Source organism: Fontibacillus panacisegetis (genome assembly GCF_900102215.1).
In the GTDB taxonomy this organism is placed as follows: domain Bacteria; phylum Bacillota; class Bacilli; order Paenibacillales; family Paenibacillaceae; genus Fontibacillus; species Fontibacillus panacisegetis.
Genome location: NZ_FNBG01000005.1, coordinates 74,464 through 99,784 on the forward strand (window position 1 = coordinate 74,464; position 25,321 = coordinate 99,784).

Genomic DNA, 25,321 nt, shown 5'->3' on the forward strand with positions numbered 1-25,321 from the left:
GCCTTTTTTGATTAGAATGCAGCTTTATAGAGAGGCAGCAGTGCTGCAAAAGTACTCTCAATCGTCTCTACAAGCTTAACGCCGTCACTCAATAATGGGTCATCACGATCCAATCGCAGCCCGCACATGATTTCTGCTTTTTTGACCGTTTTAAGCTTCTCGGCCATCGCTTTCAGTGATGCGCTGTTTAGATCCTGATGCAGCTTTCCTTCCGGAGCCATGTGATCCATGGACCAATAGAACTCCCCAGGGATTTCCTTAACCGCCTTGCTGGCGTGTTTCTGCAAATAATTACTGAACACTGCTTTGTTGGGACTCTCATAAATAATGGCGAAAATAATAAACAGGTGGGTAGAGAACATGCCTACTTCGAAATGTGGCAATGCCTTGTAACCGCGTTTGCTCGTTGCCCATGCAATCCAGGTATCCTTTGGCGGATTTACTTTGCGACGGGCATGCTTGGCTACGTGAGGGTACATCTCTTCACCGCAAAGCGCCGACAAGTAAGGAGAGATTGTGCTGCCCAAAGTTTCCAGCTTAGGTCTGATTTGAGCTATGATTGATTCCATACGAGGCTCCAGGCCAGGTACAGTTAGCGCATCAAAATCTTGATTTGTAAAACCGTTAAACGTCATTTTTTTACCTCCAATACGTTCCTTCTGAGATTTCGGTGTTTTCAAGTATAGCATATTTCGAGTCGCGTTTTGTCGATCTTCGGAATGACCGCTCATTGAGGGTACAATTTCGTTATTGTGCCTTTTTTGCGTCATATCGGGACACTAACGGGTAAAAATAATCAATAAACCAAGTTCCGCAACATAAGATGTAGTATAAGATAAAGTAAGCCGCAATCGGGAGATGACTAAAGAGGAGGGAGTGCCGTGAATAAAAGTTATGAAGTGGAATACTGCAACCTGGAACTCCGATTCGACCGCCGGCACATACAGCAATTAATTAGAGATTTAATTCAAGACGGGTATTCCTTATATTGGAGCGAGAATGAGTCCATTTTTATTATTTCAGTACGTACCGGTCGCAAGCTGACCAAGCTGCGTTTTCAGCGTCTCGCTAAAGGATACAAGCTTGTTGGAGACTACGTGATAAAGGATGCCAAATTGGCGGAATGGCTAGAAAAGCTGATCGGAGATCTTCGCGGTCATGCAGTGGTGAAACGTTTTAAAGACAGACAAATTTTGATTGAAAATATTTTGTTTGGTGAAGTTATTCGTCTGGTTGAGATTACAGGAATGGAACATCGGGTGATCTATCAGAAGGGTCCAATCATTGATATCGGGAAAATGTCGGAGATGTATGCCTCGGAGTCAGCAGAGCAGAGACTGGATTTGCTGCAGCAGGAGCTTGATGAGGAGCTGGAGAAATTGTATGATGCCCTGCAAAAAGGCGAAAATGACTTAGTGGATTCCTGTAAAGAAAAGCTGAAGCTGATTAGAATCGAGCTGATTCGACTAGAATGGTAATTACGATTTTTAGATAAATTATGAGAATAATCATTGCAGCCCCCTACATTTTTTTGGGGGTTGTTTGCTGGTTAGCGCTCTCAAGGGGTTCACTTCTGTACTCAAAAGAGTTAAAATGATACTATTGAAAAAAATATAAGTGTGCAAAGGATGGAAACCATGTCAAAACAACAAATTGGCGTTATCGGCCTTGCCGTTATGGGCAAAAACTTAGCGCTGAATATTGAAAGCAGAGGTTTTACTGTTTCAGTATTTAACCGCTCCGCGCAAAAAACTCATGATCTTCTTGAGAACGAAGGCAAAGGCAAAAATCTTGTCGGTGCGTTCACAGTAGAAGAATTTGTTCAATCTTTGGAAACGCCTCGTAAAATTTTGATTATGGTACAAGCTGGTTCTGCTACTGACGCAACAATCGAAAGCTTGCTTCCATATTTGGATCAAGGCGACATCATCATCGATGGAGGTAACGCATACTTCCCTGATACTGTTCGTCGCAGCAAAGAACTTGAGGCTAAAGGCTTCCGCTTTATCGGAACTGGTGTGTCCGGTGGTGAAGAAGGGGCTCTGAATGGTCCGGCAATTATGCCTGGTGGTCAAGAAAGTGCCTACAAACTGGTTGAATCCATTTTCACAGCAATTTCTGCTAAAGTAAATGGTGATCCATGTTGTACATATATCGGACCAGACGGTGCCGGTCATTATGTAAAAATGGTACACAACGGTATCGAATACGGAGATATGCAGTTGATCTGTGAAGCTTACCAATTGCTCAAAGATGTTCTTGGCGTGGACGCCAAAGAATTGCATGAAATTTTCACAGAATGGAATAATGGTGAGCTTGACAGCTACCTGATCGAAATCACTGCAGATATCTTCTCACAATATGATGAGGAAACTGGTAAACCAATGGTAGATGTCATCCTTGACGCTGCTGGTCAAAAGGGTACTGGTAAATGGACAAGCCAAAGCGCACTTGACCTCGGAGTACCTTTGTCCATGATCACGGAATCAGTATTCTCCCGCTTCTTGTCCGCAATGAAGGAAGAACGCGTTGCTGCAAGCAAAATTCTTAGCGGCCCTGCTAAAAAAGAATTTTCTGGCGACAAAAAAGAGTTTGTCGAAAATGTTCGTAAAGCACTCTTCGCAAGTAAAATCGTGTCTTATGCTCAAGGCTTCGCTCAAATGCGCGCGGCTTCCGATGAGTACGGCTGGGATTTGAAATATGGTAACATCGCTATGATTTTCCGCGGTGGTTGCATCATCCGTTCGCAATTCCTGCAAAACATTAAGGATGCTTATGATCGTGATCCTGCGCTCAAAAATCTGCTTCTTGATTCTTATTTCAAGAATGTTGTTGAAAACTATCAGGATGCATGGCGTAAAGTGGTTGCGGCTGCCGTTGAGAACGGAATTCCGGTTCCAGGCTTCTCCAGCGCTCTGTCCTACTATGACAGCTACCGTTCGGAACGCTTGCCTGCTAACCTGCTTCAAGCTCAACGCGATTACTTCGGTGCTCACACCTTTAAACGTGTTGACAAGGAAGGCGTATTCCACCATCAATGGTTCTAAGATGATTTGACACGTTATCAGCGTGTTTTGGAATGACCGAATGAGACGTCGGAGGAGCGGATTAACGCTTTCTTCGACGTTTTTTTGTTAGCATTATAGGTTAATGTGAGGCTTAGAATTAGAAGTGCGTGTTCAAAAAGTGCCAGCCTGTGTTATGATATGGAAAAGTTAATTGCTAACGAAACCAATATGGATGTTCAAAAAGTAGGTGAAACATTGACCAGCAATAGGGACAATATTGTGCTTATCGGCATGATGGGAACCGGAAAATCTACCATTGGCTCACTGCTTGCAAGTGAACTTGGATATCAGCTGGTGGATTTGGACAGTGTTATTGTGGAGGAAGCGGGCTGTTCAATCCCTGAGCTATTTGAAGAGAAGGGTGAAGCTTATTTCCGCGATCTGGAGACAACTGTGCTGCGCAAAGTATTGCAAGAGTGCAATATCGTGCTGGCCACTGGTGGTGGTGCTGTGCTGCGGAATGAAAACTGCGGTTTAATGAAGAATAACGGCTGGGTGGTTGCACTGTCTGCGACAGTAGATGATATTATAAGCAGGGTAGGAGAAGACCCGAATCGGCCTCTGTTAGCAGGGGGAGCTAGAGAACGAGTGACTGCTCTGTTGGAAGAACGTAAGCATGCATATAGCTTTGCTGATGTAACGATTGCCACTTCGGGTAAAAGTACGGAGCAGGTATCATCTGAGATTTTAATACATTACCGCGGTTAACCAATAATATTAATGTAAAAGGGGAATGGATCGATGGACATTATCGTAAAGCCCACGCCAGAGTTGAAAGGTGAATTCGGGGCACTCTCATCCAAAAACTATACGACTCGCTACTTGCTCGTTGCTGCACTTGCGGAAGGAACAAGTACAATATATTATCCGGCTCATAGTGAGGATAGTGACGCCATGCGCCGCTGTATTGCTGATCTTGGAGCTGTACTTGAGGAAGATGATGAGAAGATCGTGATCAAGGGCTTTGGACGTCATCCAAGAGATGTGAAGGAACTAAATGTCGGGAATGCTGGCGCAGTTCTTCGTTTTTTGATGGCGGTAACTGCGCTTTGTCCAGACGTTACTTTTATTAATAAATATCCGGATTCCCTAGGCAAACGTCCGCATAGTGATTTGATTGAAGCGCTCGAAAGTATGGGTGTAGGGATCGAGCATCAGGACGGTCGTTTACCGATTACTATTCGTGGTGGAGCACCTAAAGGCGGGAAGATTAAAGTGTCGGGATCGGTCAGCTCCCAATATTTAAGCGCATTATTGTTCCTTACTCCGCTTCTTGAGGAAGATAGTGAAATTGAAGTGCTGGGTGACCTTAAATCTAAAGTAGTTGTGGGTCAAACGCTGGAAGTGCTGGAGCAGGCCGGAATCGTGATTCATGCCAGCCAAGATTATATGAAATTCACCGTGCCAGGCCGTCAGTCTTATCAGGCTCAAAGCTATACTGTTCAGGGAGACTATCCGGGCTCCGCTGCTATTCTTGCAGCAGCTGCAGTGACAAAATCCAACGTTAAGGTGCATCGGCTTATGGAGAACAGTAAACAGGGCGAACGGGCCATTGTAGATGTTTTGCAGATGATGGATGTTCCGCTGAGTCATAAGGACGGCATTGTACATGTTCTGGGCAACGGACGGCTTCGTCCTATAGAGTTCGATGGTGATGCAGCTACTGACGCAGTGCTGGCGATGGTAGCGGCTGCTGTGTTCGCGGATGGTACTTCAAGATTCTACAATGTGGAGAACCTTCGTTATAAAGAATGTGACCGGATCACAGATTACTTGAATGAGCTCCGCAAGGCAGGCGCAAATGTGGAAGAGACTCAGAGTGAAATCATCGTTCACGGACGTCCTAACGGTCTTGAAGGCGGTGCTACGATCAACGCACATTATGACCATCGGGTTATTATGGCGCTGACGGTTGTTGGTTTGCGTTGTGAGCAGCCGCTTCTGATTAAGGATGCTCATCATGTTGCCAAATCATATCCGCAATTTTTCGATCATATTGCCGCGCTTGGCGGGAATGTTGAATGGGTAAAATAAGTATATGAATTCTTAATGGAAGGTGGAGTATACAATGCCATTTGAAAATCCTGGTCGCGAGGAAATTAAAAATATTTTAGAAAACGCAGGGAATATCGCGGTAGTAGGGTTGTCAGACAAAACAGATCGCACATCCTACATGGTAGCACAGGCACTCCAAAACAACGGCTATCGCATCATTCCTGTCAATCCATCGGTCCAAGGTGAGATACTTGGGGAGAAGGTATTCAGCTCTCTGAAGGATATCCCAGAGCCGGTAGGCATCGTAAATGTATTCCGTCGTAGTGAATATACGCCAGAAGTAGCGCAGGAAGCTGTAGAAATAGGTGCTAAAGTGTTATGGCTCCAGCTTGGAATTACAAGCGAGGAGGCTTACAAGATCGCTGCCGATGGTGGACTTGCTGTCATTATGGATCGCTGTATTAAAGTGGAGGATAGCATTTTGATTGGAAAAAGGTAATAATTGTAATTTAAGGGAGGGACCTGCAGAAAAATGGCGGGTCTTTTTTCTATGAGTGAGACCAATGCAACCTCTGTGTGCAATTTCCTTTGACAAATTTATAAGGCTAGGCTTACCATAATGAATTAGAGAGAGGGTATCCTATAGTACAAATAGGGGACATAGGGGGTCGAAACATGATACAGGGTATCGGTGCAGCGGCTGGTGTTGCCATCGGCAAAGCATTTGTCCTGCCCGCCTGGGAATGGGATATGCCGGATCACCGGATGGAGAAGGTGGACCTGGCTCAGGAGTTTGAGAGACTTTACGAAGGAATTCGTACTTCCAAGACTGAGATTGAGTGCATGAAGAATGAGATTAAGGAAACGGTTGGAGTAGCTGAGTCAGGAATTTTCGATGCGCACATCGCTATTCTGGAAGATCCCGTATTCATGAGCGAAATTCAGGGTGTTATTGAACGTCAATATAAAGCTGCTGAAGTAGCTGTTAAAGAGGCAATAGATCATTTTGTTACGATGTTTGATTTGCTGGACGATGAATATATGAAAGAAAGAGCTCTGGATATCAAGGATGTTGGTAACCGCTTGCTCAAGCATCTGCTCGGCACTCCGGAAATCACATTGCCTTCAGATACGCAGCCGTATATTTTGGTTGCCAAGGAATTGTCGCCCTCCCAGCTTGTTCATATGAATCCTGAGCATGTGCTTGGTATGGTGACGATGGTTGGAGGCAAAACCTCACACTCGGCAATAATGGCACGGGCTCTAGGCATTCCACTTGTTTCAGGCCTTGAAAATAAATTGGTGGAACCGTTCCAAACGGGCGACTTGCTTGTCATTGATGGAGACGAAGGTACTATTTATCTTGATCCGTCTCAAGAAATTGTTGATCGTTATACGGAGGTTGCAGAACGACTTCGCCGCCGCAAGGAACAGCTTCAATTATTAGCTTCTGTGGAAGCCGTTACAAAAGACGGTTACCGCATGAAACTTGCAAGCAATATCAGCTCTGTCAGAGATTTGGAACAGGCGATCAAGTATGGAGCTGAAGGCGTAGGCTTGTTCAGGACAGAATTTTTATATATGAATCGAACTGATTTTCCGAGTGAAGAGGAGCAATATGAAGTTTATCGCCAGGTTGCTGAAAAAGCAGGAGATCATTCTGTAGTTATCAGAACGCTCGATATAGGCGGGGATAAGCAACTTGAGTATTTTGACCTTCCAGAAGAAGATAATCCTGTTCTGGGCTATCGTGCGATTCGTATCAGTCTCGATAGTAAACCATTGTTCAAAACTCAGTTGACCGCCATTCTACGAGCTAGCGTGCATGGCAATGTAAAGATTATGTATCCGATGATATCTTCATTGGAGGAAGTCAGAAATGCAAAAAGCCTGCTTGAAGAGGCCAAACGTGATCTTGATGAACGCGGCATCAGCTACTGTCATGACATACAGGTCGGGATTATGATTGAGGTTCCTGCGGCGGCGGCTATTGCCGATTTGCTGGCTCAAGAGGTTGATTTCTTCAGCATCGGTACAAATGATCTGGTGCAATATGTGCTTGCTGTAGACCGGATGAATGAGAAAATAGCGCACATGTATCATCCTTATCACCCTGCGGTGCTGCGAATGATCCGTCAGACTGTCATGGCTGCCAAAGAGGCGGGTATTCCTGTTAGCGTATGCGGAGAAATAGCTGGTGACGAAAAGGCAATTCCGATCTGGCTTCATTTAGGGGTAAGCGACCTCAGTATGTCTTCGGAGCTCCTCCTGCGGGTGAAGCATCGCATTTTGAACACGTTCGCTTCAGACGGTAAGGAAATAGGAGCTTCATGCTTCAGATTGTCAACAAATGATGAAATCGAATCAGTTTTGCTCCAGTTTTCAGAGAAGGACGTTGTGCTTGATCGGAAATGCTGATTTATTTGGGTTAAAAAAAGAGAGCCGTGTTTAGCTAAACAAAAAAGTTTAGAAGAACATGACTCTCTCTTAGCAACCCGTTATTGTATTAATTTGAAGCTAATGCATCGACAAAAGCTTTGCCGTATGGCGGGAGATCGGGTGGTCTTCTCGCCGATATGATGTGGCCGTCCACAACCACCGGTTCATCCTTCCAGATGGCCCCGGCATTCTCCATATCATCACGAATACCTGGAGTGGAAGTTACAGTGACACCTTTTAAAATACCTGCAGATATAAGTACCCAGCCAGCGTGGCAGATTTGACCGATCGGTTTCTTTGCTTCATTTAACTCACGAATAACATCGAGCACTTTACCGTAACGACGCAGCTTGTCCGGAGCCCAGCCTCCCGGAACCAGAATACCGTCATAATCGCTAGCATTAATTTCCTCAAAAGCATAATCGGTTTCGGCTGGAACCCCGTATTTACCAATGTATTTTTTGCCTTTCTGTTCACCAACCAGATGAACCTCTGCCCCTTCTTCACGAACCCGATAGATCGGGTACCAGAGCTCCAAATCCTCAAAATCTTCATCAACTAACGCGATGACCTTTTTACCAGTTAGTCTCAAAATACTCTCCTCCTGTCTAAAATCGGTCTTGACGAAAATCACTTTCAATATTTTAATTGTATCAAAATACAATCCATATTTGAAATCAGATGGTAGATTGTAAAAGGACAAAATGAGGTGATACTGTGCGCAGACTATGTGGTTGCGGACAAAAAATGGACCTCGGTTTTCGGTTGGTTATTTTCGAAAATAAGTTCCAAATCGACCGGGTGCCGATTCTCGAATGTGAGGATTGCGAGTACTATGAGGTGTTGCCCGCAATTAAATGTGATTTAACAAATCTCTTGGCTCAGCTTAAAGACGAGGGCAAAGGTGGACGGGTGCTCTTTACAGATGTTAATGAATTTGCGGATGTATTATATAGCAGTTACCTGACCTGGAAACGTACCGGAGACAATCAATCGTTTGAAGAGCTTCTAGAGCAGGGATGCGATGAACGGATCAACATGCTTTTGGATTTATACAGCTGTGCCAAAAAGGCGAGCGATTCCAAGTGGATGAATGAAATATCATCACGACTCGCGCCTTTGTCGAAATATGTGAAAGAACGTCAATGTTTGGAGACAAAATAAACAGAGAGTTCATTTTTTGATGAGTAAAAGTTGTTTTTAAGTTTAGCTTTTTGATAAGATAACAGAAGGTAAGAATTGTCGTTAAAGGGAAGGGGGCCAAATTATCGTGTCCAAATTGTCGAGAATCTCATCCGTTGAGGAGCTTCACCGTGTTATTGAAGGTTCGGCAGATCAGCCGCTTCTTTTATTTAAGCATAGTACGCGTTGTCCAATAAGCAGTGGAGCACATCATGAGATGGAGAACTATTTGCAGGATCAACCTAATGAAGAGATTACATACGGGCTCATATATGTTATCGAAGACCGTTCCGTGTCTAATGAAGCCGCAGAATTGCTCGGTGTCAAGCATGAATCTCCTCAGGTGCTTCTGGTTAAGAATGGACAAGCGGTATGGCATACCTCACACTCTAATATCACTTCAGTGAATTTACGAGGAAATCTTGTGTAAATGAAGCGTTATCATTGCACAAAGTATTATTTTGTCGTATCATAAATTTAATTGGAGTATTGGAATTACGTGACGATAGTTAAAATCTATGGCAATGGAGAGAAGAATGTGACGGTTACCATTTACGATGTGGCACGTGAAGCGGGCGTCTCGATGGCTACGGTTTCCCGGGTTGTGAATAACAATCCTAACGTGAAACCGCAGACCCGTAAGAAAGTATACGAAGCGATTGAACGTTTGGGATATCGTCCAAATGCGGTGGCAAGAGGTCTTGCCAGCAAAAAGACGACAACGGTCGGAGTGGTTATTCCTGACATTTCAAACTCAATTTTCGCGGAAATTGCACGGGGTATTGAAGATATCGCGAACATGTACCACTATAACATTATTTTGAGTAATGCAGACAAGAAGAAAGAGAAGGAGATTCGCGTCATTAATACACTGCTTGAGAAGCAAGTGGACGGGCTTCTTTTCATGGGTGGAACTATTACAGAAGAACATATTCAAGCGTTCCAGACCTCGGCAGTTCCTATTGTACTTTGTGCTACGAGCGACGAGAAGGGTGTTATGCCTTCTGTTGACATCGATCATGAGGCTGCTGCTTTTGATGCAGTAAGTACGTTAATTCGCCACGGGCATCGCAACATTGCGATGATTAGTGGTACACTGCAAGATCCGGCTAACGGATATGCACGCTTTCAGGGATATAAACGCGCTTTAGAAAAGGCGGGAATTGAGTATCAGGAAGATTTGGTGCGGATCGGCAATTACCGTTATGAGTCCGGTGTTGAAGCAATGAAGTATTTCCTGGGACTTAAGAAGCGTCCAACCGCTATTTTTGCGGCGACTGATGAAATGGCAATCGGTGCCATTCACAGTATTCAGGACGAAGGACTTAAAGTGCCGGATGATTTCTCGATCATTAGTGTCGACAACATCCGTATGGCATCTATGGTACGTCCGCAGTTGACTACAGTGGCTCAACCAATGTATGATCTTGGTGCGGTTGCGATGAGGCTTTTGACGAAGCTGATGAAGAAGGAAGCGGTTGACAACCCACGGGTTATTTTGCCGCATGAGACAATTCTTCGCTTGTCCGTTAGCCATATTTAAGTTTAGTATGGCTGACACTATATAGATATAAGATTTAACAGACAAATATATGAAAAAGGTTATACGGATAAAAAAAGCTCCTTTATGGGAGCTTTTTTTAGAGTTTAAATTTAAAATTTGATGTAAAGGGAAGAATGCCAGTGATCAAAACGATCGGACTTATGGGAGCGATGGATGAAGAGATCGCTTTGCTATTGCAAGTGATGGAAGGGAATGAAGAGATCAAGCATGCGGGGGTATCTTTTGTAACAGGTACGCTTCATAATAGTAAAGTTGTCGTATGTAGATCAGGTGTAGGAAAGGTTAATGCTGCTGCGACTACTCAAATCTTGATTGATCGGTTTAATGTAGATGCCATCTGGTTTACAGGTGTTGCTGGTGCAGTGCATCCTGATCTGAATATTGGAGACATCGTCATTTCTTCATCATGTCAGCAGCATGATATCGATGCGAGTCCGCTCGGTTACGAAAAAGGTGTAATTCCTTATCAGGAAGTGTCCGATTATCCGGCAGACCCACGTTTTGTAGCCTTGGCACAAGAAGCTTGTGCACTCAAATGTAGCGATCATCATTACATCGTCGGTAAAGTGTTATCTGGTGATCAATTCGTTGCAGATTATCATTATGTAGCCTTGCTGCGTGAGACGATGAATGGGGCATGCGTGGAAATGGAAGGGGCTGCTGTTGCCCAGGTTTGCTACATGAACCAAATTCCATACGTTGTACTGCGTTCTATGTCAGATAAGGCGGATGGAACCGCAGATGTGAACTTTGCCGAATTTACTGTAATGGCCTCCAATCGCTCTTATCAAATCATAAATGAAATGTTAGAGAGATTGCCTACTGTTCAGAATTAAATAGCAGGATAGTCCTGAAGAGCAACCGCGAGAGTCTCGCGGTTTTTTGACGTTATCTCTTCGCGTCTCGCAATTCCCTCCCAACGGCTCAGATCATCAAGCCAGTCTGTTGGGAGCGGCACATGTGTCTGGCTCTGCCATTTATCCAGCCATGTTGTCGGTAATTTGGATTGTGACAGCTGATTGATCGACAGCTTCAGAGGGTGATGGCTCATTTCCAGCCACAGCATACTCCAGGCGCGGGGAACTACGCGCCATATATCATAACCTCCGCCACCCACAGCTACCCAACGTCCGTTAGTATAGGCATGTGCAAGATCATGTAGAATGGACGGCATTTCGCTATATATTGCCATACTGCAATGCATATGGGATAGCGGGTCCAACGCATGCGCATCGCATCCGTGCAAGCTAATGATCAAATCCGGTTTAAAATAGTCCGTGACACGGTGAATTGATTCTTTGAAGCATTCCATCCACGATTCATCCTCAGTATAGGGCTGGAGAGGGATGTTAAGGCATGCTCCGTAGCCCTGATGTTCTCCTCTTTCTTGTACAGCACCTGTGCCGGGAAACAGATATTTTCCTGTCTCATGAATGGAGTAAGTACATACCTCGGGGTCGCTGTAAAAGCTCCACTGAACACCATCTCCATGATGAACGTCGGTATCTACATAAAGTACGCGTGCTCCGTAAATATGTCTGGCATAAGCGATTGCAACAGATACATCGTTATAGACGCAAAAGCCCGCAGCTTTCGCTGAGAGGGCATGATGAAGACCTCCACCTAAATGTAAGGCGTGAGTGCTTGCGCCCGACATTACGGCATCTACGGCGGCGATGGAGCCACCTGCAACGTAGGATGCTGCTTCGTGCATTCCGGCAAAATAAGGCGTATCGTCATCCATCAGTCCGTACTGTGCCGCACGGCTAATCCATACCGGATCTGGAGAGGGGCTGCTTAGCTGTTTTACGGCTTCTAAATAGGTTGGATGATGAACCCGTAATAATTGTTCTTCAGTGGCTGGAGCATAGCTTAGCATCTGTGAGGAGTCCAAGGCTCCCAGATCGTGGAGTAAGTCAAGCGTAAGCTGGAGTCGAATAGGATGAAAGGGATGTTGGTCATGAAATCGATAATTAAGAGCCTTGCCATGGTGCACAAATAAGCTGTTTCCCGACAATGGGTTCATGCTCCTCTCTTTACACTAGTACATGAAGCGCTGGTGGAAGCGGATTCGGTCAAATTGCTCCTCCGATTCGATCGGAACCTTCTTGCCGATTCTGACCATTAGACAGTTCGCAGGATGGGAGCAAATTTCTGGGTCATCCGTTGCATACCATACCATATCAACTGTTTTCATCAGTCGTTCCATCATTTTGCGGTAATCCCATACCGTTAGTTCGCTGCTTTTTAAATCCCAATGCCAATAATATTCCGTTGTAAAAACAATATAAGATTCCATCTGCTCGTCTTCAAACGCTGTACGGATCATTTTAGATCCAAGGCCTAATGAACGGTAATCGTTTGCAACTTCTACCGCGCCCAGCTCAATGAGGTCGGGCATATTTCCTTGTGACCATCGCTCCATTTCGTCAGGGTAATGAAAGGTTACGTAGCCGACGATGGTGTCGCTATCCCGAGCCACAATGATCCGACCTTCGGGAAGTCCCGCAATTTCGATAATAGCTTCCTGCTGATCCCTTGGTTTGCGAAATGCATCCAGCTCAGGATGCATCACAAGACTTTGGAGATGAGCGGGCGTGACAGGGCCTTCCACGATAATTTCGTTATTGCGATAGGGCAGGGTATGGCGGATATACGTTTTTTTATGTTCCATTACTGCCGCCTCCTTTGCTCATTCCACTCACTTATAACAAAAAAATGAAGAAATGAAAAGTATAGCAGCTCTCATTAGCGTGTGATATAATGATTTCCGACATAAAAATTTCATAATTATACCGTGTTTGTGTGATTGTTTGTCTTGATTTTACTTTGTGTGGTAATCCACAGCGACACTGTGTTGCTCTATGATGAAGTGCTTCTGAGTACCTGCAAATTATTTTATCATGTATCCGTTTTCGTGCTATTTGTATCGTTTAGCAGTATCGTACAGATTCAAGGGAGGATGGAACGATGAATCAATTGCAAGGAGAGACGATTGCAGCAGCAGCTTCCTCATCCAATCTGGGCAGCTATGATGAGGCCTACGCCAATTTTAATTGGGATGAGATTGAGAAACAGTTTTCGTGGTACGTAACGGGGAAGGTCAATTTGGCCTATGAGGCGATTGATCGTCACGTAGATGCTGGCAAGGGTGCAAAAATCGCGCTTCGGTTCACAGATCAGTCTAGGGATGAGGCTTATACGTTTGAAGATTTGCAAGCCTTGAGCAACCAGTTTGCCAATGTGCTCCGTAGTTATGGAATTACAAAAGGGGATCGGGTTTTTGTATTTATGCCGCGCAGCCCTGAATTATATGTTAGTCTGCTTGGCATTATTAAAGTGGGTGCTGTAGTAGGACCGCTGTTCGAGGCTTTTATGGAGACGGCTGTTAAGGATCGCCTCGAAGACAGCGGAGCAGTTGCTTTGGTTACGACGCCGACACTGTTGTCTCGGGTTAAACGAAATGAGCTTCCCTCACTTAAGACTATTTTTGTGGCAGGAGAAGAAATAGAGGTGTCAGAAGGAATTGTCGATTATCATGCTGAAATGGCTGAGGCATCCGCTGACTGTGAAATCGAATGGGTGAACCGTGAAGATGGACTGATTCTGCACTATACATCCGGTTCAACAGGCAAACCAAAAGGTGTGTACCATGTGCACAATGCCATGCTGCAACATTACTATACCGGCAAGGTAGTTCTTGATCTTCAAGAAGATGATATATATTGGTGTACCGCTGATCCTGGATGGGTAACGGGCACGTCCTATGGCATATTTGCTCCATGGCTTCATGGAGTGACTAATGTTATTCGTGGTGGGAGATTTACGCCGGGTGATTGGTATAATACGATACAAAATAATAAAGTTACGATCTGGTACAGCGCTCCAACCGCTTTTCGTATGTTTATGGGGGCTGGGGAAGATATCGTCAAGCAATATAATCTGTCGTCGCTAAGACATATTTTATCTGTAGGTGAACCGCTAAATCCAGAGGTGGTACGCTGGGGGAATAAAGTGTACGGTCGAAGAATACATGACACCTGGTGGATGACAGAGACAGGAGGTCAACTGATTTGTAATTACTCATCGATGCCGATTAAGCCTGGCTCGATGGGCAAGCCGGTTCCTGGAATTCAGGCTGCAATTATTGATGATAATGGAAAGATACTACCGCCTAACCGAATGGGGAATTTAGCGATTCGTACACCATGGCCTTCGATGATGAGGCTGATTTGGAACAATGCACCGAAGTATGAGGAATATTTCCGCATACCGGGATGGTACATTTCAGGTGATACGGCATTTATGGATGAAGACGGGTATTTCTGGTTTCAGGGCCGAATTGATGATGTGATCAACTCTTCAGGTGAGCGGATTGGACCGTTTGAGGTCGAGAGCAAGCTTGTGGAGCATCCTGCAGTAGCTGAGGCTGGTGTGATCGGTAAACCAGACCCGGTTCGAGGCGAAATCATCAAGGCGTTCATATCGTTGCGTGAGGGGTATTCTCCAAGTGCGGAACTTAAGGAAGAGATTGCAAAGTTCGTTAAAGAAGGATTGTCCGCCCATGCTGCACCAAGGGAAATCGAATTCAAAGATAAGCTTCCAAAGACTCGTTCCGGTAAAATCATGCGCCGGGTCCTGAAGGCTTGGGAGCTCAATCTTCCGGCAGGTGATTTGTCGACGATAGAGGATTAGAGAGTAATATTAATAAATCGACGCGACTTAAATGACAAAGAGGTCAGGGCAATTAGCCCTGACTTCTTTGCGTATAGTGCTTTATTTAGTAAAGGGAACTGCAGATGAAGCAGCAGATTCACCTGAAGCATTGACTGCTGTGACCTGAATATACCCACTGGCAGATTCCGGGGTGAAGGTGAACTGGTTAATTGAAGGTGAACCGATTCTTGAGAAAACACCGCCTGTTGATTCAAAGAAATAAACGTTGTAATTCAGAACCTGATCCGTGCTTGCGTTAGCGCTCCAAGTAACTGTGAGGCTTCCGTTGTCATTCTGAATGCTTACCTGTGAAGGAGCTGCAGGCAGAGTGACCTCGGCTCCCGGATTTGATGGATCCTCCCCTTCACCGGTATCTGAGCCGTCTGGAATCGAAGCATTAGATCCAACAGTTGCACTTGGAGAAGATTCTTTACCAGCGACGTCAACGGCTGTAACGTAGTAGGAGTTGCCGGAACCGGAATCGGAAAATGCGGTTGATTGTCCAATAAGAATTGATTTACCCGTGTATACAAAATCAGTACCATTTCCTGATTTGTACAGACGATATCCTACAACATCCTTTTCGCTATTGTTATTAAAGCTGATCGTTACAGATCCATCGGTCGCTGAAAGACTTACATTAGCTGGTGATGCCGGTGCATGACCATCATCAACCCGAGGATCGACCTTGGTTGGCGCATCCTCACCTGCATCCTTCGGAAGATAATAGCTGATTGATTTGTGGCCGCCTCTCATCGATGAGAATGCTTTATTAAGCTCTTCTATCAATTCCTTGATCGGCTTTTCACGCTTAACTACAACCTTCTCAAGCAGCATATCAGATGGTGTAGATTCCTTCGGAATGTAGTTGACATCCCCGTAAGGAATATATTTCATTCTGACAAGTACATCGTCCGCTTCTTTTGGTACATATTTGGAGTTGAAAATGTCAGTAACTAACTTGCCGGCCTGTCTGGTCAGATCCGTAGGCAACTTGCCGCTATATCCTGATACGGTTTTTGAAACGATGCCGTCAGGCTTTTCAAATGATGGAGTAACGAACAAATCTCCAACATTTTCAGTTACTTCATTCATCACGAGAGCCCAGATCGAACGAGCTCTTGATTTACCTTTATCCGATAGTGTATTTTTTGGCTCCTTGTAGCCGATCCATACACCAAGAGTTACGTCAGGAGAGTACCCCATAAACCAGACATCGGCATAATTTTGGGTCGTTCCTGTCTTGCCGACAACAGGTATTTTGCCGTAGTTTTTAAATGAGCTCTTGATAGATTTGGCTGTTCCGCTAGTTATAACAGTACGCAGCATATCTGTCATAAGGTATGCAGTTTGCTTGGAGAACACCCTCTGCGGCTTTGCTTCTTGCTTGTAAACCACATTTCCTTTTGAGTCCGTAATTTTTGCGATCATATAGGCATCGTTGAATTCGCCGCCGTTAGCAATTGAGCTGTAGGCATTTGTTAATTCTTCAACGGTTACGCCGTATTTGAGACCACCAAGCACCCCGGTTTGTGCTCCATAATCCTGCTCATCGATCGTCGTGATTCCAAGCTTTTTGGTGAAATCCCAAGCCTTCTCGATGCCAAGCGTCTGATTGAACACCTTGAGTGCAGGAATGTTGCGTGATTCGTTAAGAGCAGTACGTGCAGTCACAAGGCCCTTGTATCCACCGCTAGAATTGACTGGAATATGGTAGCCCTTTGAATAATCCCTCAAAATGAGAGGGGAATCGTCTATAATACTCGCTGGTTGAATAAGTCCCTCATCCATAGCCGGTAAATAGGCAGCGATAGGCTTCATAGTTGATCCGGGCTGTCTAACCATTTGAGTAGCGTAATTCATCTGCTCAGTGTAAAAATCCCGGCCTTCAATCATTCCGAGGATAGCTCCGGTATGATTGTCAATCATCATAGCGGCGACTTGTTCAAGTCCCTTGGTTTCGCTGTAAGGTGAGAAATTCTCCGCGTTATCTGACACTCTGTGCATTGCGTTGTACACTTTTTTGTCAATGGTTGTGTATACCCGATAACCTCCGGTTAAGAGCTCTTGACGAGCCTCCTCGATCATTGCGCTATTTTTGGCAAGTTCCTCTTTGGTCATGTCAGGATTGTTAATCATTGCAATAATGAGTGCGCCTTGTCGCTCTGTCTCAAGCATCAAATAAGGGAATGTTTCATAAGCCTTTTTTGTCTGAGGCGCCAGAGAACCTTTAATATCGAATGCGAGAGCTTCGTTGTATTGAGAGTTGTTGATTTTGTTCTCTTCGAGCATTCGCTTCAGTACGAGCTGTTGACGCTTAACGGCACGGTTAAATGCTCCCTCGTTAAACTCTCCCTTACCGTTAAAAGCTGAATATGAGGACGGAAGCTGAGGAAGACCAGCCAAATAAGCTGCTTGAGCGATATTTATTTCATCCAGATTTGACTGATTGAAAATTCCTTTGGCTGCAGCCTTGATTCCGTACACTTGATATCCGTTAGAGCCATTGCCAAATGGTACCTTATTTAAGTAGGCTGTAAGGATTTCGTCTTTGGTTAGAAAGCGTTCCAACCGCACGGCAAGTAAAATTTCTTTGACTTTACGGTTGTCCGTTTTATCCAGATTCAAAAATACACGGCGTGCCAGCTGCTGGGTTAGGGTGCTGCCGCCGGTCTGAATGTCTTCCTTAAGCAACCTTTGCTTAACCGCACGCATTGTCCCGGCAAAATCGATTCCGATATGTTCATTGAAATTGTTGTCCTCAATTGCGATGACAGCATCAATGACAGATGTGGGTATTTCTTCATAGCTGACAGGGCGTCTATCTTCTTCAGAACGAAGCTGTCCGATAGGCTGCCCATCACGGAAGTATGCAAATCCAGTAATTTCGTTATAATTGATTTTCTGTTCGATATCGGCACCCGAGCGTACCGGATCGTCCTTGACGATCGAGGAGACGTAGCCGAAAACGGCGCCCCCTACAAACAGGATTCCAGCAAAACCGAGCAGAACAAGCCAACCTAATGTCGCCCAAACCCAGCGTCCCTTTCTTTTCTTTGGAACCTTCTGAGCGTTCTGAGCCGGTTTTTTGCTCCGGGACATTCGTTGATTATCTCCGGAGTTGTTCTCGTTCTCATGAACCATTCGTTATCCTCCTTTATGACAGCAACATTATAGCACAAAATTAGTGTTTAGGATGCTTTTTCATCGTTTTTAGACAGGTACCGACGTTTGACTTACGAAAAGCGTCTATGATATAAAAGATCTAATTATAAATCGATAAAGGCTTAGAAAGACTTTAGTAGAAGGCGAAATCCCGCTGCGCAGAGAATCGGTGGTTGCTGTAAACCGAATGAGCGAATCGTTTTTGAATTACCGTCTGGAGCTGTCCGGGGGAAAGTGCAGATTTTTTCAGGCACAAGTAGCCCGGCACCGGGATAACCGTTATTGTAATGAAGTGAAAGCCGACTTTTGTCGTAAAATATGCTGATGCAGCATTGACGTTGAATGGCGGTTTTAATTAGGGTGGTAACGCGAGCAACTCCTTCCTCGTCCCTTTGGATGAGAAGGGGTTTTTTTGTGTATATCGATAATTATTATTTTAGGGAGGAATCTGATTTATGAAGTGGGATGAACTTACACAAGTCCAGCGTGAAGAAGTAGAGCGGCAGCTTAAGGTGATCTCTCGAGGAGTCGTAGAAATAGTTCCGGAAGATGAATTGAAACAAAAATTGATGAAATCGGTTTCAAAATTTTAGACCCTGAGAAAACTAAGGTACATTTCAACTCTGAATGGCTAGCGCCTATGACTTTTGCCGATGTAGTGAAGTTGTCAGCGAAGGTAACTGTGGCGCGTATGCTCGAAAGAGACGATTTTACAAAACGCTACCAAGGTGGATTGCCAATTAGTATTCATGAGTTTTTCTATCCGCTAATGCAAGGCATGGACTCTGTAGCGCTTGAGAGTGACATCGAGCTTGGCGGCACAGATCAGAAATTCAATCTATTGATGGGTAGAACGCTGCAGAAGGAGTACGGAAAAGATACTCAAATCGCGATCACGACACCGATTATCGAAGGTCTGGATGGCGTACAGAAGATGAGTAAGAGTCTTGGCAACTATATTGGTATCGATGAAGAGCCGAATGAAATTTACGGTAAAGCGATGTCTGTGCCTGATGAGCTTATGGTGAAATATTATGAGCTTGTAACTGATTTGTCTAATGAGGAGCTTGAGATTATAGCTCAAGGTATTAAGGAAGGAACGATGCATCCACGTGATGCAAAAATGAAGCTAGCATACACTTTGGTGCGTATGTTCCACGGAGTGGAAGCGGCTGAAGCGGCGCAAGAGTACTTCGTAACGGTATTTCAACAACGCGCTTTGCCTGATGATATTGCGGAGTTTGTACTTCCTGAAGAAGAGTTTGAGGGCGGCAAGATGCGTTTGATCAAATTGTTGACTCTTCTTGAATTTGCAGCCTCCAATGGTGAAGCGAGACGCAGCATCCAGCAGGGCGCAGTTAAGCTGAATGAAGAGAAGCTTACAGATCCAAATGCTGAAATCGAAATTGCCAGTGGGGACATTATTCAAGCAGGTAAACGTAAGTTTGCCAAGCTGCTGAGAAAATAGTGCATAAAAAAACCGACCCAAGTCGAGTAGACTGTGGGTCGGTTTTGGAAATATCCTGATCTTAACGGTTGTAGAATTCGACGATTTGTTTTTCGTCGATTTCTTGAGACAACTCAGCGCGTTCAGGAAGACGGATGAACTTGCCTTCAACTGCGTTATCGTTGAACTCAAGGTAAGCTGGAAGATGTGAGCGGTTTTCCAAAGCTTCTTTCACAGAAGAAAGACCGCGGCTTCTTTCACGAAGACCAATTACATCGCCAAGGCTTACACGGTAAGAAGCGATATCCACTTTCTTGCCGTTAACAGTTATGTGACCGTGAGCTACCAATTGACGCGCACCAGCACGGGAATTAGCAAAACCAAGACGGTATACGAGGTTGTCCAGACGGCTTTCAAGCAGGATCATGAAGTTTTCACCGGCAATACCTGCCATTTTTTGTGCTCTGTTAAACAATGTGCGGAATTGTTTTTCACCCAAACCGTACATATGGCGCAATTTTTGTTTTTCTTGAAGCTGCATACCATAGTTACTGATTTTTCTCCGTTGAGTTGGACCATGTTGTCCAGGAGGGAAAGGGCGTTTCAAATCTTTTCCAGTTCCGCTCAAAGAAATGCCAAGGCGGCGGCTGAGTTTAAATTTAGGACCAGTGTAACGTGCCATTGTATAGGTAGACTCCTTTGTAAATATAATTTTGTTGTAGGGTTCTACTTGCGCGGCTTTTGTTTAAATGAACGAAGGATAGATAATTATTCGTTCACTGACAAGAAAGTTCAGCCGCTGTCTTGTCAGCAACAAAAACCGAGAGGGTGCTCGCATGCTTTACGCCCCAAAGTTAAGACTCTATCCAGTCTTTATCAACAATAAATTTTAAATGATTTACATCAATAAAGTCAAGTAGAGTTTTTTGTTTGAAAAGAAAGAAAATTGTCGATAGGGCTTACGTCCTAAAAAAGCAGGCCAAAATAAATAATTTTTGATGCAAAACAGAAGCGATGATAGTAGAATGAACATATAATACAAGAACGGGACTAGCATTAACATACCTAAGAGTGCAATCTCAACCAGGCATAGTTAGAAGGCTTCGTTAACCATTTCTATCGCTGCATAATAGAAGCAGTGAAAAGGAGCTTTTCATGGTAAAACAATCAAGAGATGACCCATTTGTCATCAAGCAGAACAAGAGCTTATCCGAAAATGATGTGCATAGAAAGCTGGATGCTGCAGAAGGGATAAGCTGGTTGGAAGTAGTGGACATTACAACATATGATTTCCCATATATAAACCATCTTCTTCAGTTAGCTTATGATGATTGGTGCAGCGAGATGCCTTCGCTTCCCGAACCATACCATGCGGAATGGTTTATTACTGACCATAAAGGTGAGGTAATTAATCGGGAGCAGCAGCTATCATGGTCTGTAAATGAAGGGGAACGATCTTTTCTAACAGAAGCGGTTGAATCATGCCTGCTAGAAGGTGAGATTAGCGTTGTTCTGGGTTCTCATGCCGAAGTCTGTATTGCGACTCCGATCTTAACGCGTGAAAGTCGAGAAACATTTGCTGTATTGGTATGTGTTATTTCCGGAGTGGATGATAGCGTATTATCCTTTGCCAAATTTATGATTAGTTCAGCTGCGAACAGTTTTCGGACAAGCTTTTATAAACGCTTTGAAACTATATTTGTAACAGATTTGTTAGAGATGGGCAAACAAGCTGAGCGTGAAGAACAGAGGCGATCCATTCTTTTTCGTGTTGTACAGAGTCTGCATGACAAGATTGACGTTGATTCTGTTTTAACGGAAGTATTTGATATAATCGCAGGTCTTTACCCTGAAGCTCAAATTCAATTGCTGATGTCTCAGGATCATCATAGCCGTGACCCAAGAGTGAAATCGCTACAGCTTCACGGTCAGGATCACCTCTGCGTTCGAGCTTTTATGGAAGGACGTATGCTGCGGCTGGATACGGTCAGCATTCATAAGGAGCCTTCCATAGAGATGGCTGTTCCGCTGATTGGTAAGCAAGGGGTATACGGTGTATTCCATTTGATTATGAAGAGCACCGAAATCGAGGAAGTTGATTTAGAGCTCGTAAGTATGCTTGCAGGGACTGCCGGTTCAGCATTTGAGAATGCTAAATTGTACGAGCAATCCAACTTGCTTGTTACGGAGCTTAGGCTGATTAACGAATTGACTAAACGTCTCAATCAGAGTCTTAGACTCAAAGAGGTGTTTAAGTTTGCAACGGAAGAGCTGCTGACTATTTTTAAAGCGGAGTACTGCTGTATTACACAAATTGACAAAGAGAGCTCTCACTTTGAAATTATGTCTTGTAACGTTCCGGCGATGTCCAAAGAATATTATCCAAAAGATTACGGGTTTAGCGGACTTGTATATTCGACGAGAGAACCGATTATTTTGTCCGATTACAAGGCCTATGGTAAAGTAACCTCTCAACTGATGGAACTGACAGGCTCTCGCTCGCTGATCGTTGCTCCGTTGATTGTACGTGGAGAGGTTAACGGCTCCATTATGCTGGCGCATCGCAATGAAAGCTTTTTCTCATACGAGAACTATAAATTGCTGCAAATTTTGTCCCCGCATATCGGTCTTGCGATTGCCAATGCTTCATTGCACGCTGAGGTTCGCAGGATGGCTAATCGAGATATGCTTACCGAGCTGTACGCGCGTCATTATCTGGATGATTCCATTCAGGAATTCCAGAAGAAGGATGAGGGCGGAGCGCTCATTATTGTGGATATTGATAAATTCAAGCAGATCAATGATACATTCGGTCATCAGACTGGGGATAAAATATTAAAGCAAGTGTGCTCCATCATCAAAACCTCGGTTCGTAAAACGGATGTTGCGGCTCGCTGGGGCGGTGAAGAGCTAGCCGTGTATTTACCGGGAGCGAATGTACACAGCGGGTATCAGTTAGCTGAAATCATTCGCTTACGGGTTGCGATGGAGACAAATCCGTCGGTTACTGTATCATGCGGTATTGCAGAGTGGAATCGCGCTAGTGAGAAGATTAGCGTTGAATCTCTTTTTTATTCAGCAGATATGGCACTGTACAAGGCTAAGAACAACGGCCGGAATCAAGCCCAAATTAGTTTAAGCAGTTAATTTTCGAGTTGCAGAAGCAAGGGAAGGGCGTCCTGGAGTTTACAGGCGTCCTTTTTGCTATGGTGGTATCCAAAGGGTGGTGTGCGTGATTGCATAGATTCTGAATGGGGGGACAGCCTACAGCGTAACAGTCGCATTGTAGTTACGGAGGTGCTTTTTGTACATGAAAATGGGATCTTCTATAAAAATACAGAACATTGTACGTTGGATTCTGATCACATCATCTATTTTAGCGTTGATAACGGGCTGTTCTCGAATGGAGACCAGATCACCTGAGGATTGGTTTAATTTTTGTTGGGCAGGATTGGCGGGGAGTGATGGTCTGACCTTTCATGGTAATGCAGTACTTCTTCGAGGTGAAGAGTTAATTGCTGAAGGGAATGTAAGCTATTCTGGACAATTAAGAGATCATCATGAATTGGCAATGAAATCTTTATTACCTGGTACACGTATAAATAAAGTAAACGAAGCAGGTAACGAAATTAAGCTGCGTTGGGAGGACGGAAGCTGGAGCCTTAAGTCAAATGAGAATGATACCACTGCACAGGCGGCTGGGTTGGCTCGAATGAATCCGTTAGATCAATTAGAAGAAATTAAAAACGCGAGGAAAAATATTAAGCTAGAGAATGCTTCAGCCAGGGGGACCAAGGTGCTTCGTATTGAGATTGATCCGGCGGACGCCAAAGAACAGTTACAGAACAAGCTTGTAATGGAAATGGAGAATTTAAGAAACAAGTGGCAACGGAACATATCAAAATTACAGTCGGATCGCCGTTCACAGGTAAGTAAAGATGTAGAGGCACATTGGAGTACAGGAAAAGAGCAGCTTATCCGTATGCTGGATCAGGCTGATGCTAAAGTAACTTATCATTTAACAATTGATCGAAACAGCGGTTTGCCTATACGATTAACATCAGAAACACGGCTCGATTATCCCAATATACGAGGCATCAACGAACATGAGGTGCTATTAAGTGACAATAGATTTGTCGATTACCAGTAATTTCAAGGTGTAAGGCTGACTTCCGTTGAACAGCGTGATACAATAGGATATGAAAAAATTAACCATCGTTCAACTGCGAATGTTGCTTTATAAACATGATGGCAAGTTCGCAACTTTTTGAGGAGGCGTAATTGTTTATGCGGGACCCTAGAATACAAAAATTAGCGGAGAACCTGGTCGGTTATTCTGTAGATGTACAGCCTGGTGAAAATGTACTGGTCGAAATGATCGGTGATGAACGGGATTTACTTAAGGCTGTAGTGGAAGAGATCGGGAAAAAGGGTGGAAATGCTTTTGTTGAGCTTACGGATAAAGCCGTTCAACGCTCGCAATTGAAATATGCAACAGAAGAAGGAATTAAGGCTTGGGCAGAGTATGATCTCGTTCGAATGAAAATGATGGATTGCTATATTGGCATCCGTGCCGGGTCAAATGTTAATGATCTGTCTGATGTACCTGAAGATAAAATGAAAATGTACAACTCGTTATACTCTCATCCAGTTCACAGTGAGCAACGGGTTAAACGTACTAAATGGGTAGTGCTTCGTTATCCGAATCCAAGCATGGCACAACTTGCGAATGTGAGCACTGAGGCGTTCGAAGATTTTTATTTTGACGTGTGCAATCTGGATTATGCTAAGATGGACCGTGCACAGGATGCACTTGCTGACCTGATGAAGCGTACGGATAAAGTGCGTATCGCAGGACCAGGGACAGACCTGAACTTCTCTATCAAAGGTATTGGAGCAGAGAAATGCTCTGGCCAAAAAAACATTCCAGACGGTGAGGTATACAGCGCACCGGTTCGAGATTCTGTAAATGGTACTATTAGTTATAATGCAGCGACGCTGTACAACGGAGTAACATTTGAGAATATCAAATTTACTTTTGAGAATGGTAAAATTGTTGAAGCTACTAGCAATGATACGAAGCGTTTGAACGATATTTTGAACTCTGATGAAGGCGCTAGACATATCGGTGAATTTGCGATCGGCTTCAACCCGTACATTTTGCATCCAATGAAGGACATTCTGTTTGATGAGAAGATCGCAGGAAGCCTGCACTTTACACCAGGTCAAGCTTATGAAGAGACAGATAACGGCAACCGTTCCTCGATTCACTGGGATCTCGTTCTTATTCAACGTCCAGAATATGGCGGCGGGGAAATCTACTTTGATGATGTATTGATTCGCAAAGATGGTATTTTTGTGATCCCGGAATTAGAGGACTTAAATCCAGAAAACTTGAAATAAGCAGAAAATCCCTTGCTTGGAAAGCGGATTCAATGTATCATATTAGTATGGTTATTTCAATGTCAGACACGGAGGGATTCCTATGGCGACTAACAATGAAGCAGTAGTGGCAATTGCTCAAACGGCAGGTAAATTCACTTCTTCAATTGTCCTACAAGCAGACAACAAGTACATCGATGTCAAGAGTATTCTTGGTTTATTCACAACGCTTGTGAATACAAAAAGCTATGAATTGCATGTTCATGGGCCAGATGCGGATGAAGCTAAAGCTGCAGTTTCCGAAGTGTTCGCAAAATATGGCTTGGATGTAAAAGTAGTAGCCGAGTAAGATAGAAAACCGAA

At 44.3% G+C, this 25,321-nt stretch carries 21 protein-coding genes, 1 pseudogene and 1 other annotated feature; of the genes and pseudogenes, 16 read left to right on the top strand and 6 right to left on the bottom strand.

Annotation, left to right across the window (positions count from 1 at the left end):
- Positions 1-11 precede the first annotated feature (11 nt).
- A complete protein-coding gene (locus BLS49_RS06695) occupies positions 12-635 on the bottom strand; it encodes a YktB family protein (protein ID WP_091227763.1) in 624 nt (207 codons plus the stop codon).
- Between the two features lie 246 nt (positions 636-881).
- On the opposite strand from BLS49_RS06695, the gene BLS49_RS06700 reads away from it, so the two are divergent.
- The 6 genes from BLS49_RS06700 (at position 882) to ptsP (ending at position 7,481) form a co-directional block, all read left to right on the top strand.
- Positions 882-1,478 (top strand): hypothetical protein, encoded by a 597-nt coding sequence (locus BLS49_RS06700; RefSeq protein ID WP_091227765.1) that lies wholly within the window; start codon positions 882-884, stop codon positions 1,476-1,478.
- Between the two features lie 159 nt (positions 1,479-1,637).
- Positions 1,638-3,047, top strand: coding sequence for an NADP-dependent phosphogluconate dehydrogenase (gene gndA / locus BLS49_RS06705; protein ID WP_091227767.1), 1,410 nt, complete (start codon positions 1,638-1,640; stop codon positions 3,045-3,047).
- Positions 3,048-3,236: 189 nt separating this feature from the next.
- Positions 3,237-3,776, top strand: a complete 540-nt coding sequence (locus BLS49_RS06710) for a shikimate kinase (RefSeq protein ID WP_091227916.1) — start codon at positions 3,237-3,239, stop codon at positions 3,774-3,776.
- A gap of 33 nt (positions 3,777-3,809) precedes the next feature.
- Entirely contained in the window at positions 3,810-5,102 is a 1,293-nt protein-coding gene (gene aroA, locus BLS49_RS06715) for a 3-phosphoshikimate 1-carboxyvinyltransferase (RefSeq protein WP_091227769.1), read from the top strand.
- A 34-nt stretch (positions 5,103-5,136) separates the two neighbouring features.
- The gene (locus tag BLS49_RS06720; RefSeq protein WP_091227771.1) at positions 5,137-5,562 is read left to right on the top strand and encodes a CoA-binding protein; all 426 of its coding nucleotides are present in this window, start codon (positions 5,137-5,139) and stop codon (positions 5,560-5,562) included.
- Positions 5,563-5,738: 176 nt separating this feature from the next.
- The gene (gene ptsP / locus BLS49_RS06725) at positions 5,739-7,481 is read left to right on the top strand and encodes a phosphoenolpyruvate--protein phosphotransferase (protein WP_091227773.1); all 1,743 of its coding nucleotides are present in this window, start codon (positions 5,739-5,741) and stop codon (positions 7,479-7,481) included.
- Between the two features lie 88 nt (positions 7,482-7,569).
- Here the strand turns inward: ptsP and BLS49_RS06730 are convergent, their stop codons facing one another.
- Positions 7,570-8,097 carry a type 1 glutamine amidotransferase domain-containing protein gene (locus BLS49_RS06730; RefSeq protein ID WP_091227917.1) on the bottom strand — a complete coding sequence of 176 codons (528 nt, stop codon included), beginning with the start codon at positions 8,095-8,097 and terminating at the stop codon, positions 7,570-7,572.
- Positions 8,098-8,219: 122 nt separating this feature from the next.
- Between BLS49_RS06730 and BLS49_RS06735 the strand changes: the two genes are divergently transcribed.
- The 4 genes from BLS49_RS06735 to BLS49_RS06750 all read left to right on the top strand — a co-directional run bounded on the left by BLS49_RS06735 (position 8,220) and on the right by BLS49_RS06750 (position 11,084).
- On the top strand, positions 8,220-8,666 hold the full coding sequence (locus BLS49_RS06735) for a hypothetical protein (RefSeq protein WP_091227774.1): 447 nt from the start codon (positions 8,220-8,222) through the stop codon (positions 8,664-8,666).
- 106 nt (positions 8,667-8,772) lie between these two features.
- Entirely contained in the window at positions 8,773-9,114 is a 342-nt protein-coding gene (gene ytxJ, locus BLS49_RS06740; RefSeq protein ID WP_091227776.1) for a bacillithiol system redox-active protein YtxJ, read from the top strand.
- A gap of 108 nt (positions 9,115-9,222) precedes the next feature.
- Positions 9,223-10,227, top strand: a complete 1,005-nt coding sequence (ccpA, locus tag BLS49_RS06745; protein WP_091227919.1) for a catabolite control protein A — start codon at positions 9,223-9,225, stop codon at positions 10,225-10,227.
- A 140-nt stretch (positions 10,228-10,367) separates the two neighbouring features.
- Entirely contained in the window at positions 10,368-11,084 is a 717-nt protein-coding gene (locus BLS49_RS06750) for a 5'-methylthioadenosine/adenosylhomocysteine nucleosidase (protein WP_091227778.1), read from the top strand.
- Here the strand turns inward: BLS49_RS06750 and BLS49_RS06755 are convergent.
- Together BLS49_RS06755 and BLS49_RS06760 are read right to left on the bottom strand one after the other, a co-directional pair.
- Positions 11,081-12,265: an acetoin utilization protein AcuC gene (locus tag BLS49_RS06755; protein WP_281243708.1), complete on the bottom strand. Its 1,185-nt coding sequence runs from the start codon at positions 12,263-12,265 to the stop codon at positions 11,081-11,083. The genes BLS49_RS06750 and BLS49_RS06755 overlap by 4 nt on opposite strands.
- Before the next feature lie 24 nt (positions 12,266-12,289).
- The gene (locus BLS49_RS06760) at positions 12,290-12,922 is read right to left on the bottom strand and encodes a GNAT family N-acetyltransferase (RefSeq protein ID WP_091227782.1); all 633 of its coding nucleotides are present in this window, start codon (positions 12,920-12,922) and stop codon (positions 12,290-12,292) included.
- A gap of 296 nt (positions 12,923-13,218) precedes the next feature.
- Between BLS49_RS06760 and acsA the strand changes: the two genes are divergently transcribed.
- Positions 13,219-14,943 (top strand): acetate--CoA ligase, encoded by a 1,725-nt coding sequence (gene acsA / locus BLS49_RS06765; RefSeq protein ID WP_091227784.1) that lies wholly within the window; start codon positions 13,219-13,221, stop codon positions 14,941-14,943.
- A gap of 81 nt (positions 14,944-15,024) precedes the next feature.
- Here the strand turns inward: acsA and BLS49_RS06770 are convergent, their stop codons facing one another.
- On the bottom strand, positions 15,025-18,108 hold the full coding sequence (locus BLS49_RS06770) for a transglycosylase domain-containing protein (RefSeq protein WP_091227785.1): 3,084 nt from the start codon (positions 18,106-18,108) through the stop codon (positions 15,025-15,027).
- A gap of 135 nt (positions 18,109-18,243) precedes the next feature.
- Positions 18,244-18,524, top strand: a binding site (T-box leader).
- Between the two features lie 60 nt (positions 18,525-18,584).
- On the opposite strand from BLS49_RS06770, the pseudogene tyrS reads away from it, so the two are divergent.
- A pseudogene (tyrS, locus tag BLS49_RS06775) lies at positions 18,585-19,597 on the top strand (tyrosine--tRNA ligase).
- 61 nt (positions 19,598-19,658) lie between these two features.
- Here tyrS and rpsD read toward each other — a convergent pair.
- Complete coding sequence (gene rpsD, locus BLS49_RS06780) at positions 19,659-20,258, bottom strand: 30S ribosomal protein S4 (protein ID WP_091227787.1); 600 nt, start codon at positions 20,256-20,258, stop codon at positions 19,659-19,661.
- A 473-nt stretch (positions 20,259-20,731) separates the two neighbouring features.
- Here rpsD and BLS49_RS06785 point away from each other — a divergent pair, with 473 nt between their 5' ends.
- The 4 genes from BLS49_RS06785 to BLS49_RS06800 all read left to right on the top strand — a co-directional run bounded on the left by BLS49_RS06785 (position 20,732) and on the right by BLS49_RS06800 (position 25,307).
- Complete coding sequence (locus BLS49_RS06785) at positions 20,732-22,723, top strand: sensor domain-containing diguanylate cyclase (protein ID WP_091227789.1); 1,992 nt, start codon at positions 20,732-20,734, stop codon at positions 22,721-22,723.
- Positions 22,724-22,886: 163 nt separating this feature from the next.
- A complete protein-coding gene (locus BLS49_RS06790; RefSeq protein WP_091227791.1) occupies positions 22,887-23,726 on the top strand; it encodes a lipase chaperone in 840 nt (279 codons plus the stop codon).
- Positions 23,727-23,863: 137 nt separating this feature from the next.
- Entirely contained in the window at positions 23,864-24,979 is a 1,116-nt protein-coding gene (locus tag BLS49_RS06795; RefSeq protein ID WP_091227793.1) for an aminopeptidase, read from the top strand.
- A gap of 82 nt (positions 24,980-25,061) precedes the next feature.
- Positions 25,062-25,307, top strand: a complete 246-nt coding sequence (locus BLS49_RS06800) for an HPr family phosphocarrier protein (protein WP_091227794.1) — start codon at positions 25,062-25,064, stop codon at positions 25,305-25,307.
- The last annotated feature ends 14 nt before the right edge of the window (positions 25,308-25,321 follow it).